Annotated in this window: 17 protein-coding genes; all 17 read left to right on the top strand. The window is 69.1% G+C overall.

Features of this window, described 5'->3' with window-relative positions; all coding sequences use genetic code 11:
- Positions 1-10 precede the first annotated feature (10 nt).
- Positions 11-1,069, top strand: coding sequence for a homoserine kinase (gene thrB, locus HEB94_RS40795; RefSeq protein WP_192754786.1), 1,059 nt, complete (start codon positions 11-13; stop codon positions 1,067-1,069).
- A gap of 279 nt (positions 1,070-1,348) precedes the next feature.
- Positions 1,349-3,400, top strand: a complete 2,052-nt coding sequence (gene rho / locus HEB94_RS40790; RefSeq protein WP_420481558.1) for a transcription termination factor Rho — start codon at positions 1,349-1,351, stop codon at positions 3,398-3,400.
- Positions 3,401-3,641: 241 nt separating this feature from the next.
- Positions 3,642-3,878, top strand: a complete 237-nt coding sequence (rpmE, locus tag HEB94_RS40785) for a 50S ribosomal protein L31 (protein WP_192754785.1) — start codon at positions 3,642-3,644, stop codon at positions 3,876-3,878.
- Positions 3,879-3,989: 111 nt separating this feature from the next.
- Positions 3,990-5,075 carry a peptide chain release factor 1 gene (prfA, locus tag HEB94_RS40780; RefSeq protein ID WP_192754784.1) on the top strand — a complete coding sequence of 362 codons (1,086 nt, stop codon included), beginning with the start codon at positions 3,990-3,992 and terminating at the stop codon, positions 5,073-5,075.
- Positions 5,072-5,935 (top strand): peptide chain release factor N(5)-glutamine methyltransferase, encoded by an 864-nt coding sequence (gene prmC / locus HEB94_RS40775; protein WP_192754783.1) that lies wholly within the window; start codon positions 5,072-5,074, stop codon positions 5,933-5,935. Before prfA ends, prmC begins: the two co-directional genes overlap by 4 nt.
- A 48-nt stretch (positions 5,936-5,983) precedes the next feature.
- Complete coding sequence (locus HEB94_RS40770; protein WP_192754782.1) at positions 5,984-6,637, top strand: L-threonylcarbamoyladenylate synthase; 654 nt, start codon at positions 5,984-5,986, stop codon at positions 6,635-6,637.
- Positions 6,638-6,669: 32 nt separating this feature from the next.
- Positions 6,670-7,284: an arsenate reductase/protein-tyrosine-phosphatase family protein gene (locus HEB94_RS40765; protein ID WP_337918280.1), complete on the top strand. Its 615-nt coding sequence runs from the start codon at positions 6,670-6,672 to the stop codon at positions 7,282-7,284.
- A 19-nt stretch (positions 7,285-7,303) separates the two neighbouring features.
- Positions 7,304-8,425 carry an MraY family glycosyltransferase gene (locus tag HEB94_RS40760; protein WP_192754781.1) on the top strand — a complete coding sequence of 374 codons (1,122 nt, stop codon included), beginning with the start codon at positions 7,304-7,306 and terminating at the stop codon, positions 8,423-8,425.
- 204 nt (positions 8,426-8,629) lie between these two features.
- Positions 8,630-9,094, top strand: coding sequence for a Cg1360 family ATP-synthase-associated protein (locus HEB94_RS40755; protein WP_192754780.1), 465 nt, complete (start codon positions 8,630-8,632; stop codon positions 9,092-9,094).
- A gap of 111 nt (positions 9,095-9,205) precedes the next feature.
- Complete coding sequence (locus HEB94_RS40750) at positions 9,206-9,439, top strand: hypothetical protein (RefSeq protein ID WP_192757218.1); 234 nt, start codon at positions 9,206-9,208, stop codon at positions 9,437-9,439.
- A 49-nt stretch (positions 9,440-9,488) separates the two neighbouring features.
- Positions 9,489-10,262 (top strand): F0F1 ATP synthase subunit A, encoded by a 774-nt coding sequence (gene atpB / locus HEB94_RS40745; protein WP_192756997.1) that lies wholly within the window; start codon positions 9,489-9,491, stop codon positions 10,260-10,262.
- Between the two features lie 54 nt (positions 10,263-10,316).
- Complete coding sequence (atpE, locus tag HEB94_RS40740; RefSeq protein ID WP_192754779.1) at positions 10,317-10,526, top strand: ATP synthase F0 subunit C; 210 nt, start codon at positions 10,317-10,319, stop codon at positions 10,524-10,526.
- Positions 10,527-10,559: 33 nt separating this feature from the next.
- The gene (locus tag HEB94_RS40735) at positions 10,560-11,105 is read left to right on the top strand and encodes a F0F1 ATP synthase subunit B (RefSeq protein ID WP_192754778.1); all 546 of its coding nucleotides are present in this window, start codon (positions 10,560-10,562) and stop codon (positions 11,103-11,105) included.
- A complete protein-coding gene (locus tag HEB94_RS40730; protein WP_192754777.1) occupies positions 11,102-11,923 on the top strand; it encodes a F0F1 ATP synthase subunit delta in 822 nt (273 codons plus the stop codon). The genes HEB94_RS40735 and HEB94_RS40730 overlap by 4 nt, the downstream gene beginning before the upstream one ends.
- 48 nt (positions 11,924-11,971) lie before the next feature.
- The gene (atpA, locus tag HEB94_RS40725; RefSeq protein ID WP_192754776.1) at positions 11,972-13,615 is read left to right on the top strand and encodes a F0F1 ATP synthase subunit alpha; all 1,644 of its coding nucleotides are present in this window, start codon (positions 11,972-11,974) and stop codon (positions 13,613-13,615) included.
- A gap of 5 nt (positions 13,616-13,620) precedes the next feature.
- Positions 13,621-14,532, top strand: a complete 912-nt coding sequence (locus HEB94_RS40720; protein WP_192754775.1) for a F0F1 ATP synthase subunit gamma — start codon at positions 13,621-13,623, stop codon at positions 14,530-14,532.
- Between the two features lie 5 nt (positions 14,533-14,537).
- Entirely contained in the window at positions 14,538-15,995 is a 1,458-nt protein-coding gene (gene atpD / locus HEB94_RS40715) for a F0F1 ATP synthase subunit beta (RefSeq protein WP_192754774.1), read from the top strand.
- The last annotated feature ends 113 nt before the right edge of the window (positions 15,996-16,108 follow it).

The following is a 16,108-nucleotide window of genomic DNA, read 5'->3' as shown; positions in this document are numbered from 1 at the left end:
GAGGTAGCGCATGGGCACACCGGCGTTCCGTCCTGAGCCGGTACGGGTCCGGGTACCCGCGACGAGTGCCAACCTGGGGCCGGGCTTCGACGCGCTCGGCCTGGCGCTCGGCCTCTACGACGAGGTCGAGGTCGCGGTCGCCCCTGAGGGTCTGCGGATCAGCGTCCATGGGCACGGGGCGGGAGAGGTACCCGAGGACGACAGCCATCTGGTCGTCCGGGCACTGCGGACCACCCTGGAGCGGGTCGGCGGCCAGCCGCCCGGCCTCACCCTCACCTGCACCAACCGGATTCCGCACGGTCGTGGCATGGGGTCGTCGGCGGCGGCGATCGTGGCGGGTGTGGTCGCGGCGAGGGCCCTGGTCCCGGAGTCCGCGGACCACCTCGACGAGGCCGAGATGCTCGCCCTGGCGACAAAACTCGAAGGACATCCCGACAATGTCGCTGCCTGTCTGCGTGGCGGCTTGACTGTCGCGTGGACTGATGCCCAGGCGATCGCGCATGCCGTCCGTCTGGAGCCGGCGCCGTTCGATCCGGTGCTGTTCGTGCCGGAGACGCCGGTGTCGACGCATGCCGCCCGGGGGCTCCTCCCCGCTCTCGTGCCCCACGGGGACGCCGCGCTGAACGCCGGCCGGGCGGCCCTGCTCGTCGCGGCGCTCACGTCCATGGCGAGCAGGGAGGGGGACAGGGCGAGCCAGGAGGGGGACAGGGTGCCCGGGAACGGCTCGGGCGCCGGAGGCGTCGACATCGACCTCCTGATGGCGGCGACCGAGGATCGGTTGCACCAGTCATACCGTGTCCCCGCCATGCCAGGTTCGGCCGCGCTCGTGGCGGACCTGCGGGCGCACGGGCACCCGGCCGTCGTGTCGGGCGCGGGCCCGACCGTGCTGGCGTTCGCCCATGCAGGGCAGGGCGAAGAGCTTCGGACCCACGCCCCCGAGGGGTATGTCGTACACCTGCTCCCACTCGACCGCTCCGGAGCCCGGGTGCTGATCGGAGGTGCAGGGAATGAGGGACCGGGGAAGGATGTTGTGCAGCGGGGAGAAGCCAGATCGGAGAGATTCTGTTAGGCTCCGTGACGGGCCCGAGCCCATGTTATGGCTTGGCGCCATCTCGCCACGATTCCGGGAAGCGTTTCTTTCGCTGTCAACAGACTCTGTGGCGTCCCTTCTGTGGCTCTTTGCACTCTTTGTGCATAAAGGGCGCAGGTGGCGGACCCGGACTCGTCGTGAGACCCACATTCGTGCGCACGTGCACGACTCCACCAGGGAGGACCCGGCAATTCGCCGGCATTCGACAGGTTGGCACGCGATCACCACGGCCGACATCACGCGTGGGAAGGACCTCACGTGACCGATACCACTGATCTCACCACCTCGCAGGCCCCCGACGCCGTCATGGCTGGTTCGTCGGACAACGACGGTCCGGTTCGCACGCGGCGCCGCGCGAGTGGCCTGACAGGCATGGTGCTCGCCGAGCTGCAGCAGGTCGCGCAGGGACTGGGCATCACCGGGACCGCGCGGATGCGCAAGAGCCAGCTGATCGACGCCATCAAGGCGGCGCAGTCTGGCAGCGCCCCGGCCGCTGCGGCCGACGAGACCCCCGCGTCGCGCCCGGCCGCGAAGCGCGGGTCCCGCGCATCGACGCGAGGAGAGCAGACCCAGATCGACATCAACGACACCGGCTCCGCGCAGCCGGCCGGCGGCGACATCGCCGCCCCCGGCCAGGACGCCCCCGCGCAGGCCAACGGCCAGCGCCGTAACGGGCGGTCGACGCGAGCCGCGCACCCCGAAAACCGCCAGGGGACCGAAACCCAGGGCGACCACCCGAACGGCACCGCACCGGCGGAGATCGTCCGCGAGGAACGCGACGGCGGTCGCGAGTCCTCCGGTCGAGACGACGTTCCCCGTGGCCGCGAGGGCCGCGAGGGCGGCCGGGAGTCCAACCGCGACGGCCGTGAGGCACGCGACGGCGACCGTGAGGGTGGCCGTGGCGGCAACCGCGACCGCGACGGTGGCCGCGACAGCCGCGACTCCAGCCGCGACAGCGGTCGCAACAACCGCGACAACCGCGACAGCGACGACGAGGAAGGCGGCGGCCGGCGCCGGCGCCGGCGTTCCCGCGACCGGTTCCGTGACCGCGAAGGCGGCAGCAGCAGCGGCGGCGGGCGCGAACGCGAGAGCGGCCGTGACCGGCGCGGTGGCCGGGACCGTTACGACCCCGAGCCCCAGCTCGCCGAGGACGACGTTCTCATCCCGGTGGCCGGCATCCTCGACGTCCTCGACAACTACGCCTTCGTCCGCACCAGCGGGTTCCTGCCTGGCCCGAACGACGTCTACGTCTCCCTGGCCATGGTCAAGAAGTTCGGCCTGCGCAAGGGTGACGCCATCATCGGCGCCATCCGGCAGCCGCGCGAGGGCGAGCGGCGGGAGAAGTTCAACCCGCTGATCCGCGTCGACACGGTCAACGGCGCCGACCCCGAGCTGTCCAAGCAGCGTCCGGAGTTCGGCAAGCTGACCCCGCTCTACCCGCAGGAGCGACTGCGGCTGGAGTCGGAGGCCAACAACCCGACGACCCGCATCATGGATCTCGTCACGCCGATCGGTAAGGGCCAGCGCGGTCTGATCGTCTCACCGCCGAAGGCCGGTAAGACCCTGATCCTGCAGGCGATCGCCAACGCGATCACCCAGAACAACCCCGAGGCCCACCTCATGGTCGTGCTCGTCGACGAGCGCCCTGAGGAGGTCACCGACATGCAGCGCACGGTCAAGGGTGAGGTCATCGCCTCCACCTTCGACCGTCCGGCGGACGACCACACGACGGTCGCCGAACTCGCGATCGAGCGGGCCAAGCGTCTGGTCGAACTCGGGCACGACGTGGTGGTCCTGCTCGACTCGATCACCCGCCTCGGCCGCGCCTACAACATCGCGGCGCCGGCGAGCGGCCGGATCCTGTCCGGTGGTGTGGACTCCAGCGCGCTGTACCCGCCCAAGCGGTTCTTCGGTGCGGCCCGCAACATCGAGAACGGCGGATCGCTCACCATCCTCGCCACCGCGTTGATCGAGACCGGTTCGAAGATGGACGAGGTGATCTTCGAGGAGTTCAAGGGCACCGGCAACATGGAGTTGCGGCTGCGTCGTGAGTTCTCCGAGAAGCGCATCTTCCCGGCGATCGACGTCGTGTCTTCCGGCACCCGCCGTGAGGAGCTGTTGATGGGTCGGGAGGAGCTCGGCATCGTCTGGAAGCTCCGTCGGGTCCTGTCGGGCCTGGACGGCCAGCAGGCCCTCGAGCTCGTCCTGGAGAAGCTGCGGCAGACCCGGAGCAACGTCGAGTTCCTGATGCAGATCAACAAGACGATGCCGACGGCCTCGTCGTCCTCCCGCGACCGCGACGAGGACTGACACCAGCCCAGGCACGATGCGCCGGGACACCGGCGTGAAGAAGCGACACGAAACGACACGAGGGCCCTGGCCGCGCGAGTTGCGTGGTCGGGGCCCTCGCCCCGTTCCGCCCGGGAATGCGGGAAGGGCCGGGGCGGTTGAGCAGCCGTGTGCCTCAGATGGCACACTGATTCGCTGGCTCCGGTTCACGCCCGCCCGACGGCGAATGGCGACCCGGTGCCTCGAGAGCGGAGGAAACGTAGTGAAGCCCGACATTCACCCCGAATACGTCGAGACCACGGTGACCTGCACGTGTGGCAACACGTTCACCACGCGTAGCACCAGCACCAGTGGCAGCCTGCATGCCGACGTGTGCTCGAACTGCCACCCCTTCTACACCGGCAAGCAGAAGTTGCTCGACACCGGTGGCCGGGTGGCGCGGTTCGAGAAGCGCTATGCCCAGGTTCAGAACAGGCAGGGCAAGCAGGACAAGAAGTAGCGAGCGTCCAGCGCCGGTCGGCGGGTCCCCCGAAGGGACTCGCATGGCCGGCGCTGTCGCGTCCGTGGCCCGTCCCTTTCGCGAATCTCGCCGCCCTGTAGGAGGCCGCCCGTGTTCGAAGCCGTCGAGGCGATGCTCGCCGAGCATGCCGACCTCGAACGCCGCCTCGCCGATCCTGCGATCCACGCCGACCAGGCGACGGCGCGCAAGGTCGGGCGTCGCTACGCCGAGCTGGGCCGGGTCGTGTCGGCATACGAGGCCTGGCGGCAGGTGTCCGACGACCTCGTGGCGGCCCGCGAGCTCGCGGGTGAGGACGCCGGCTTCGCCGAGGAGGCGGAGCGTCTGGGGGGTGAGGAGGCGGCCCTCGCGGAACGTCTGCGTCTCCTCCTCCTGCCGCGGGACCCGAACGAGGACAAGAACGTCCTGCTCGAGGTGAAGGCCGGTGAGGGGGGCGAGGAGTCCGCGCTGTTCGCCGGCGACCTGGTGCGCATGTACCTCCGCTACGCCGAGCGCCATGGCTGGAAGACCGAGACGCTGGACGTCGCGGAGTCCGACCTCGGCGGAGTCAAGAACCTCACCCTCGCGGTGAAGGGCCGGAGCTCCGGCGCCGAGCCGGGGGATACGCCGTACGCCCGGCTGAAGTTCGAGGGCGGCGTGCACCGGGTCCAGCGGGTACCTGTCACGGAGTCCCAGGGCCGCATCCACACCTCGGCGGCCGGCGTGCTGGTCCTCCCCGAGGCGGAGGACGTCGACGTCGAGATCGAGGACAAGGACCTGCGGGTCGACGTGTTCCGCTCCTCCGGACCGGGCGGCCAGAGCGTCAACACGACCGATTCCGCCGTTCGGATCACGCACCTGCCCACCGGGATCGTGGTGTCCTGCCAGAACGAGAAGAGCCAGCTGCAGAACAAGGAGCAGGCGCTGCGGATCCTGCGGTCGCGGCTGCTCGCCGTCGCGCAGGAGGCGGCCGACCAGGAGGCCGCGGCGGCACGGCGCAGCCAGGTTCGCACCGTGGACCGTTCCGAACGCATCCGCACCTACAACTTCCCGCAGAACCGCATCACCGACCACCGCGTCGGCTACACCGCGTACAACCTCGACCAGGTGCTCGACGGAGACCTCGACGGTGTCGTGACCGCCCTGCTCGACGCGGACCAGCGCGAGCGCCTCGCCGGCTTGGAGAACCAGCCCGGATGACCGGAGCACGCGACCTGCTCGAACCCGCGGCCCGCCGACTCGAGGCCGCCGGGGTGGCCTCGCCACGCCACGACGCGGAGACGCTGCTGGCGTACCTCCTGGGCCTGCCGCGGTCGCGGGTCGGGCTCGGCGGCCCGGACCTCACGCCTGACCAGGAGCGCCGGTTCGACTCGCTGATCACCCGCCGGGCGGCTCGGGAGCCGCTGCAGCACCTCACCGGGTCCGCGCCGTTCCGCTACCTCGAGATCCTCGTCGGACCGGGTGTCTTCATCCCGCGCCCGGAGACCGAGGTGGTCGCGGGCTGGGCCATCGACGTCCTCGCCGAGCTGGCCCACGAGTCGGAGGAGCCGCCGGTGGCGGTCGACCTGTGCACCGGCTCCGGCGCGGTCGCGGCCTCGATCGCCGGGGAGGTCCCCGGCGTACGGGTCTACGCCGTGGAGCTGGACCCGGCCGCGCACGCCTGGGCCGAACGCAACCTCGCGCTGACCACCGTCACGCTGGTCCGCGGTGACGCGGCGACGGCGTTCCCGGAGCTCGACGGCACGGTCGACGTGGTGGTCGCGAACCCGCCGTACATCCCGCTCGAGGCGTATGAGTCGGTGGAGCGGGAGGTCCGCGACCATGATCCGGCCCTGGCCCTGTGGTCGGGAACCGACGGCCTGGACGCGATCCGGATGGTGGAACGCTCCGCCTCCCGGTTGCTCCGGCCCGGCGGACACGTCGTCGTGGAGCACGCCGACGTGCAGGGGGAGAGCGCTCCGGCGGTGTTCACCGGCACCGGTCGGTGGGAGCGGGTGCGTGACCACCTCGATCTGGCCGGCCGGAACCGTTTCGTCACGGCACGCCGTGTCGAGCGCTGAACCGGCTGCTCGGCGAAGTCACACGTCGACATGGCACGATGAGCGACTGTGAGCGAACGCTATACGTGTGCGGATCGAGACGAACGCACCATTGGCCTGGAAATCGCCTCCACCGCCATCAGGCGTGGTGACCTCGTGGTGATGCCCACCGACACGGTGTACGGCATCGCCGCGGACGCGTTCGTCCCCGAGGCGGTCGCCGACCTGCTGGCCGCGAAGGGCCGCGGCCGCTCGATGCCGCCGCCGGTGCTCGTCGGCTCGGTCGAGACGCTCGACGGCATCGCGGACGAGGTTCCCGAGGCCGGGCGGCGCCTGGTCGAGAAGTTCTGGCCCGGAGCGCTGACCATCATCTGCCTCCAGCAACCGAGCCTGGTGTGGGACATCGGCGACACCGGCAACACGGTCGCCGTCCGGATGCCCGACGACGAGCTCGCCCTGGAGTTCCTCGCCAAGACCGGGCCGCTCGCCGTGAGCAGCGCCAACAAGTCGGGTGAGCCGCCCGCGACGACCTGCGCGGAGGCCGAGGACCAACTCGGTGACTCGGTCGCGGTCTATCTCGACGGCGGACCCACGCCGGGCTCCACGCCGTCGACCATCGTGGACCTCACGAACGCCACGCCACGGGTCCTGCGGGCCGGAGCGCTCTCCTTCGAACGCCTCCGTAGCGTCGTGCCAGACCTCGAGGACCACCCCCACCAGTAAGCCACCCACCACAGCGAGGAGCGGACGCGACCGTGAACACCTTCTCGATCCTGTTCGTCTGCACCGGCAACATGTGCCGCTCCCCGATGGCCGAGCGGATGACCCGCGCCGCCCTGGCGCGGAGTCTCGGCCCGGACGCCGGCAGGTTCTCCGTCCACAGCGCCGGCACCGGCACCCACGACGGCCGGTCGATGACCGCGGAGTCCGCGAAGGTTCTCCTGGCCTACGGCGCGAACCCCGACGGCTTCGTCTCCGCCGAGCTCACCCCCGCCCACGTCGGCGCGGCCGACCTCGTCCTCACGGCGACCCGGTCCCACCGCAGCGAGGTGGTGACCCTCGATCCGACCGCGCTGCGGCGCAGCTTCACCCTCACGGAGTTCGCCCGGACGAGCGCGGCGATCACCGCGGCGACGGCTGAGGGCTCCCTGCCGGGCGCGAGTCTCGCGGAGCTGCCCCTGGATCCGCTCGAACGGTCCCGGGCGCTGGTCGCGGCGGCGGCCCGGCGACGTGGCACCGTCCGCCCCGCCCGTCCGGACGAGGACGACATCCCGGACCCGATCGGTCGTCCGATGGAGGTCTACGAGGCCGCTGGCGCCCAGATCGCCGAGGCTGTCGGAGTGACCGTCACGGCCTTGGTGGGCCGGTAGAGGACCGGGTGCCCGAAGCGTGCGTGAGTATCTCCTCGTCCTGTTCGTCGCGGCCGGGACCACCTACCTGCTGGGTGGCCTGGTCAGGCGGTTCGCTGCCCGGATCGGTGCGGTCACGCCGATCCGCGACCGGGACGTTCACTCCGTGCCGATCCCGCGGCTCGGCGGTCTCGCGGTCCTCGGCGGCGTCGCGATGGCGTTCGTCGTCGCCACCCAGCTGCCCTTCCTCGGGCTGCTGCCCGAGCTTCGTGGCGACGTGTGGGGTGTGCTGCTCGCCGGTCTGGTGATCGCGGTGGTGGGCGGTGTCGACGACGTGGTCGACCTGGACCCCATCACCCGACTGGCCGGCCAGACCGTCGCGGCCGGGATCCTCGTCGTGTCCGGCGTGCAGCTGAACTGGTTGCCGCTACCCGACGGCACCACGTTGTCACTGTCCCCGTCACAGAGCGCGGTGGTCTCGGCGCTGATCATCATCATGATGGCCAACGCGGTCAACTTCGTCGACGGCCTGGACGGGCTCGCCGCGGGCGTCGTGTGCCTCGGCGCCGCGGCCTTCTTCACCTACTCCTACGGCCTCACGATCGGGCTCTCCCTCAACCGCGCCACCACAGCGACGCTGGTGACCGTGGTGGTCGCGGGCGCGTGCCTGGGCTTCCTCCCGCACAACTTCTTCCCCGCCCGGGTGTTCATGGGCGACTCCGGCGCCTACCTGCTCGGACTGCTGCTCGCCGCCTCGACGATCAGCCTCACCGGCTGGCTCGACCCGAGCGTGATGACGACGTCGGGCGTCCGCCAGAGCCTGCTTCCGGCCGTCCTGCCGCTGGTGCTGCCGATCGCGGTCATGGCGCTGCCGTTCATCGACCTGCTGCTCGCCGTGATCAGGCGTACCCGGGCCGGTCGGTCGCCCTTCGACGCCGACCAGAAGCACCTGCACCACCGACTGCACCTTGAGCTCGGCCACTCCCATCCCGGCGCGGTCCTCGTGATGTACCTCTGGGCTGGACTGATGTCGTTCGGCGTGGTCGCGATCGGGCTGTGGACGACCTGGCTGACCGTGGGCCTGGTCGGCGCGGTGGTGGTGCTGGCCATCTTCGCGACGGCTGTACTTCCGCGCCGCAGGAAGCTGCCGCACCCACTCTGAGTCGCGGTCCGACCCGCCGGAGATCCGTCCGATCCGACTCCGGTCGCGCGCGCCGCGTTGGTTCTCGGTAGGGTCTGGGTCGGTCCGAAGCGGCCGGTCCCGGTCGGGGGAATCACGCGGGATGGGGTGGGGTTCGGTTTTTGCCTCGACCTTGTGCTAAGTTTCACAAACCTTGAACGACTGCACGCGAGGACGGCCGCCGACATGACGACCGACAGAGTGACCCCCCTGCTCCGCGGTGCTTTGCTCCCGACCCTCCCCGTCGCGGCGATCGCCGTGGTGGTGAGCTGGCTGGTGGCCGGCACGCACGGGTTGGTCGGCGCGCTCCTGGGAGCCTGCGTCGTACTGATCTTCTCCGGAATCGGACTGATCGCACTTCGAGCCGTACGCGAAATGTACCCCGAGGTCGTCCTGCTCGTGGCGGTTGGAAGCTACTTCGTCCGAGTCGTCGTCTTCGGCGCCCTGCTCGCTCTGCTCGGCTCGCTCGACGGGGTTGACGACGTACTCAACCGGACTGCCACGGCACTCACGGTGCTGGCCTGCGTCTTCACCTGGCTCGCCGGTGAACTCCGCGCCTTCGTCCGGATGCGGGTGCCGATCTACGACCTCGACGAGCGTCCGACGACCTCCTCAGAGCACCGGGAGACGCCCACCGGGGGTTCGGCATGACCGCCCTGACCTGCGGGATCGTCCCCTTCCGTGCCCCGCGTCCGGTGACATTACCTTCCCTTTACCCCGGTCTCGGTGAGGTCCATGTCGGCTGCTACCGTACGGTGCGCGATGAGGCAGAACGAGCCGTCCCCCGAGCAATCGGGTCGTGGGCGCGACCCGTGGGGCGCCTTCGGCTACCTGGTAGCCGGAGTCGCGTTCTACGGCGGACTCGGCTGGCTCGCCGACCACTATCTCCGAACTTCATTCCTGCTGCCCGTGGGAATCCTGCTCGGCCTTGCGCTCTCGCTGTACCTCATCTTCAAGCGGTACGGCCACCACGAGGAGCCCAAGGACGGCCAGTGACCCCCTCCACCATTTCTCGACCAGTACGAGAGGAGCGCGTGTGAGCGCGATGATCCTCGCCGCGGACGGGGGCTTCACGCCGCCAGGGCCGGCCGTCTTCGATCTGCCGCCCTACGCCGCCGGTATCGACAAGCCGATGACGTTGCTCGTCCTCGCGGCTGTCATCGTCGGGGCGTACTTCGTCCTCGCCGCGCGCAGGGCAGCGGTCGTTCCCGGGAAGCTGCAGTACAGCGGCGAGATGGCGTACGGCTTCGTGCGTAACTCCATCGCGCGGGACGTGATCGGGTCGCACGACTTCCTGAAGTTCGTGCCGTATCTCGTGACGTTGTTCTTCTTCATTCTGGTGAACAACCTCTTCGGGATCTTTCCGTTCATCCAGTTCCCGACGTTCTCCCACGTTGGCTTCGTCTATCCGCTCGCGATCCTGAGCTGGCTCGTCTACAACGTGGTCGGTATCCAGCGGAAGGGCTTCGTCGGCTACCTCAAGCACCAGACGGTGCCTGGGGGCGTGTCGCTCCCGATGCTGTTCCTGCTGGTCCCGCTGGAGTTCATCTCCAACATCCTGGTCCGTCCGATCACGCTGTCGCTGCGACTCTTCGCGAACATGTTCGCGGGTCACCTCGTGCTGATCCTCTTCGCGACCGGTGGCGAGTACCTCCTGTTCCACTCCAGCGTGTTGTTCTTCAAGCCGATCGGCGTCATCTCGATGGTGCTGGATATCGCGCTGTTCTTCCTGGAGCTCCTGGTTCAGGTGCTGCAGGCGTACATCTTCACCCTCCTGACCGCCAACTACATCTCCGGTGCACTGGCGGAAGAACACTGATCCTGCTCTTCCCTCAATTCCATCGAACGACAGATCCAACGAAAGGAATGGCGCATGAGAGGCTCGCTCGCCATCATCGGCTACGGCCTGTCGGCCATCGGTCCGGGCGTCGGTATCGGCCTGATCTTCGCTGCCTACATCAACGGTGTGGCCCGCCAGCCCGAGGCGCAGAGCCGTCTGCAGACGATCGCGATCCTCGGATTCGGTCTGGCCGAAGCGCTTGCGATCATCGGCATCGCGCTCGCCTTCGTCTTCCAGAACTGATCACACACTGATCGCACACAAGAGGCGGTAGCCATGACGTCGATGATCACGGCGGCGGAAGAGGTCAACCCTCTCGTCCCGCACCCGGTTGAGATCGTTCTCAGCCTGGTGGTCTTTGCCATCCTCTTCTACGTCGTACGCAAGTTCGTCGCACCCAAGTTCGAGCAGGCCTTCGCCGAGCGCACGGAGGCCATCGAGGGTGGGCTCAAGCGAGCCGAGGAGATGCAGGCCGAGGCCAAGGCTGCCCTGGAGCGTTACCAGGCACAGCTGTCCGAGGCCCGGCACGAGGCTTCCCGCATCCGCGAGGAGGCCAAGGAACAGGGCGCCGCGATCGTGGTGGAGATGCGGGAGCAGGCCCAGGCCGAGGCACAGCGGATCATCACGCATGCGCACGGCCAGCTCGAGGCGGAGCGTCAGCAGGCACTTGCCCAGCTGCGCACCGAGATCGGCGACCTGTCCACGCAGCTCGCCAGCCGAATCGTCGGTGAGGCACTTGAGGACGACGGCCGCCAGCGGCGGATCGTCGAGCGCTTCCTCGCCGAACTCGAGCAGCAGGAGTCGGTCGGGGAGCGGCGATGACAGACATTCGCGGCACGTCGCGCGAGGCGGTGGCGGTCCTGCGGCAGCAGCTGCAGACCGTCACGGGCTCGCCCGAACAGCTCGGGGCCCTCGGCACGGAGCTGTTGTCGGTCGTGGGGCTGGTTGACTCCCAGCCGACCCTGCGCCGTGCGCTCACCAACCCATCCCGGTCCGCTGACGACCGGGCCGGGCTGGCCGCGAACCTCTTCCAGAACAGGCTCAGCACGGACGCGCTCGCGCTCGTGACGGCAGCCGTCCGGCTTCCCTGGTCGCGGGTACGCGCGCTCGGCGACGCTCTCGAGGAGATCGGGGTGCTGGCGCTGGTGCGTTCCGCCGAGGCGGAGCGGCGTCTCGACGACCTCGAGGACGGTCTGTTCCGGTTCGGTCGGCTGGTGGATCGCGAGCAGCGGCTCCAACTGGCGCTCACGAATCGCGCGGTCCCGGCGGAGAAAAGGGCCGAACTGGCCCGAACCCTCCTCGCGGGGAAGACCCCTGACGCCGCCGTACGCTTGGTGGAGCAGGCCGTGGTGGCGCCGCGTGGGTTGTCTCTCACCGAGGCCCTCGACAACTACGCCAAGATCGCCGCGGCCTGGCGTGACCGGCTGGTGGCAACCGTTCGTACTGCGGTGCAGCTCAGCACCGCGGAGCAGGACCGGCTGGCCGGCGCCCTAAGCCGCCAGTACGGCCAAGACCTACACCTCAACATCCTTGTCGACCCCGGGGTTCTCGGCGGCCTACGCATCGAGCTCGGCGCCGAGGTCATCGACGGCACGATCGCCAGTCGGCTGGATGACGCGCGGCGCCGGTTGGCCGGCTGACCGCCCCGCAGAACACCCGAGATTGCCGAGAGAGCAGGGACCACGAAGATGTCGGAGCTGACGATTCGCCCGGAGGAGATCCGGGATGCGTTGGAGCGTTTCGTCTCGAGCTACCAGCCCAGCGAGCTGGCCGCCGAGGAGGTCGGCACCATCGTCGACGCCGGTGACGGCATCGCCCACATCGAGGGCCTTCCCTCGGCGATGGCCAACGAGCTCCTCGAGTTCGAGGATGGCACCCTCGGGATGGCGTTGAACCTCGACGTCCGCGAGATCGGTGCGGTCGTCCTCGGTGAGTTCACCGGGATCGAGGAGGGGCAGCCCGTCCGGCGTACCGGCCGGGTCCTGTCCGTGCCGGTCGGTGACGGCTACCTCGGCCGGGTTGTCGACGCGCTCGGCAAGCCGATCGACGGCCTCGGCGAGATCGGCAACCTCGAAGGCCAGCGCGCCCTGGAGCTGCAGGCCCCCGGCGTGATGGCCCGCCAGCCGGTGAAGGAGCCGCTGCAGACCGGCGTCAAGGCGATCGACTCCATGATCCCGATCGGTCGTGGCCAGCGCGAGCTGTTGATCGGTGACCGCAAGACCGGTAAGACGACGGTCGCGGTCGACACGATCCTGAACCAGCGGCAGGCCTGGGAGAGTGGCGACCCGCAGAAGCAGGTCCGCTGCATCTACGTCGCGATCGGCCAGAAGGGCACCACGATCGCTGAGGTCAAGCGCACCCTCGAGGAGGGTGGCGCGATGGAGTACACCACCATCGTCGCGGCACCCGCCTCCGAGCCCGCGGGCTTCAAGTACATCGCCCCCTACACCGGCTCGGCCATCGGCCAGCACTGGATGTACGGCGGCAAGCACGTCCTCATCGTCTTCGACGACCTGTCCAAGCAGGCCGAGGCCTACCGCGCGATGTCCCTGCTGCTGCGCCGCCCGCCGGGCCGCGAGGCGTACCCCGGTGACGTCTTCTACCTCCACTCCCGCCTGCTGGAGCGCTGCGCGAAGCTCTCCAACGAGCTTGGCGCGGGTTCGCTCACGGGCCTCCCGGTCATCGAGACCAAGGGCGGCGACATCTCCGCCTACATTCCGACCAACGTGATCTCGATCACCGACGGTCAGATCTTCTTCCAGGCCGACCTGTTCAACTCCAACCAGCGTCCGGCGGTCGACGTCGGTCAGTCGGTCTCCCGAGTCGGTAGCTCCGCCCAGATCCGGGCGATGCGCAAGGTCGCCGGCCAGCTCAAGCTGGAGCTCGCGCAGTACCGCGAGATGCAGGCCTTCGCGATGTTCGCCTCCGACCTGGACGCGGCGTCCCGCCGTCAGCTCGACCGTGGCGCGCGGCTGACCGAGCTGCTCAAGCAGCCGCAGTCCTCGCCGTACCCGGTCGAGGACCAGGTGATCTCGGTCTGGCTCGGCACCACCGGCAAGCTCGACGACGTTCCGGTCGCCGACGTGCGCCGGTTCGAGGGGGAGTTCCTGGACTTCCTGCGTCGCGACCGCCGCGGCATCCTCGACGCCATCCGGGAGACCCTCGAACTCTCCGACGACACGGTCAACGCCCTCGAAGAGGCGGTGACCGACTTCAAGCAGACCTTCGAGACCTCCGACGGCAGGCTGCTCGAGGCCGGTCGTGAAGAGGTCGAGCCGCTCGAGGCGGAGAGCGTCGAGCAGGAGAAGATCGTCCGGCAGAAGCGGGGCTGAGCCAGATGGCAGGCAAGATCCGCATCTATCGTCAACGCATCCGTGCGGTGACGACGATCAAGAAGAGCACCAGAGCCATGGAGCTGGTGGCCGCGTCGCGCATCCGTAAGGCACAGGATCGCTCGGCGGCCGCCACGCCCTACGCCCGGGAGCTCACCCGCGCGGTGTCGGCCCTGGCGACCTTCTCCCACGTCGACCACCCGATCACGACGGAGCGGCCGAACGCCAGGCGCGCGGCGCTGTTGCTCATCTCGAGCGACCGCGGGCTGGCCGGCGCCTACTCGTCCAACGTGATTCGCGAGGGTGAGCGCCTCGCGGAGAAGCTGCGTGAAGAGGGCAAGGAAGTCCTGCCCTACCTCACCGGACGCAAGGCCGTCTCCTACTACCGCTTCCGGCGCCGCGAGGTCGAGGCGGAGTGGACGGGATTCTCCGACAACCCGCAGTACGACGACGCGCGGACCGTCGGGCAGACCCTGATCGACGCCTTCCTGGCGGGCTCCGAGAACGGTGGCGTGGACGAGATCCACGTCGTCTACACGCAGTTCGTCAGCATGATGACCCAGCGTCCGGAGGTCATCCGGCTGATGCCGCTCGAGGTCGTCGAGGGGGAGGAGCCGCCGGCAGCTGCCGACGTCCTTCCGCTGTACGAGTTCGAGCCGTCGGCCGCCGAGGTGCTCGACGCGCTGTTGCCGCGCTACGTCGGCAACCGCATCTACCACTGCATGCTGCAGGCGGCGGCCAGTGAGCTGGCGTCCCGGCAGCGTGCGATGAAGTCGGCAACGGACAACGCGGAGGAGCTGATCAGAACGCTCACCCGCGAAGCGAACCAGGCCCGCCAGGCCGAGATCACCCAAGAGATCAGCGAGATCGTCGGGGGCGCGAGCGCGCTCTCCGAGGCAAGCGCTGGGAGTGAGTGAGAGAGATGACTGCCACGATTAGCGAGAAGACCGCCGAGGAGTCGGCTGCCGGCGTCGGCCGCGTCGCACGCGTGATCGGCACGGTCGTCGACGTCGAGTTTCCCGCCGGCGCGATCCCCGAGATCTACAACGCCCTCAAGACCGAGGTGTCGATCGGCGAGCAGCGGCTGACGCTGACGCTCGAGGTCGCCCAGCACCTCGGCGAGCACCTCGTCCGGGCCGTGTCCCTGCAGCCGACGGACGGCCTCGTCCGTGGCCAGGAGGTGCGCGACACCGGTGGGCCGATCTCGGTCCCGGTCGGCGACGTCGCCAAGGGCCACGTCTGGAACGCCGTGGGCGAGTGCCTGAACGCCAAGGACGGCGAGGAGCTGGAGATCACCGAGCGCTGGCCGATCCACCGGCCGGCTCCGCCGTTCGACCAGCTCGAGGGCAAGACCGAGATGCTGGTCACCGGCATCAAGGTCATCGACCTGCTGACGCCCTACGTCCAGGGCGGAAAGATCGGCCTGTTCGGTGGGGCGGGCGTCGGCAAGACGGTGCTCATCCAGGAGATGATCATCCGTGTCGCCCGTAACTTCGGTGGTACGTCCGTCTTCGCCGGTGTCGGTGAGCGCACCCGTGAGGGCAACGACCTCATCCTCGAGTTCGACGAGAGCGGCGTCATCAAGGACACCGCCCTGGTCTACGGCCAGATGGACGAGCCGCCGGGCACCCGGCTCCGGGTCGCGCTCGCGGGCCTGACGATGGCGGAGTACTTCCGTGACGTGCAGCGTCAGGACGTGCTGCTGTTCATCGACAACATCTTCCGTTACACCCAGGCGGGTGCGGAGGTCTCGACCCTGCTCGGCCGGATGCCGTCGGCGGTGGGTTACCAGCCCACACTGGCCGACGAGATGGGCATCCTGCAGGAGCGGATCACCTCGACCCGTGGGCACTCGATCACCTCGATGCAGGCGGTCTACGTCCCCGCGGACGACTACACCGACCCCGCCCCGGCGACCGCGTTCACCCACTTCGACGCGACCACCGAGCTCTCCCGTGACCTGTTCGCGCAGGCGATCTACCCCGCGGTCGACCCGCTGACGTCGACCTCGCGGATCCTCGACCCGCGCTACATCTCCCAGGAGCACTACGACACGGCGGTCCGCGTCAAGCAGATCCTGCAGCGCAACCGTGAGCTGCAGGACATCATCGCGATCCTCGGTATCGACGAGCTTCCTGAGGAAGACAAGATCACCGTCGCCCGAGCTCGTAAGCTGCAGCGCTTCCTGTCCCAGAACACCTACGCGGCCACGCAGTTCACCGGCATCGAGGGCTCCTTCGTTCCGCTGGAGGAGACGGTCGAGGCCTTCAAGAAGATCTGTGACGGCGAGTACGACCACGTGGCCGAGCAGGCGTTCTACCTCGTCGGTGGCCTCGAGGACGTCGAGCGTCGGTGGGCAGAGATCCAGAAGGAACTCTGACCTACCCGGAAGTGATGAACCGGGTCCTCCCGGGCACCTCGCCCGGGAGGACCTCCGGCAGCCCTCCACAGCGCTGAGTGGTCGTGGGGGGTGCGCCGGGGCCGAGTACCCCT

The sequence above is a fragment of the Actinopolymorpha pittospori genome (assembly GCF_014873875.1).
GTDB lineage: Bacteria > Actinomycetota > Actinomycetes > Propionibacteriales > Actinopolymorphaceae > Actinopolymorpha > Actinopolymorpha pittospori.
Note: the sequence above shows the minus strand (reverse complement) of the source record. Positions and strands in the feature narration are given on the sequence as shown.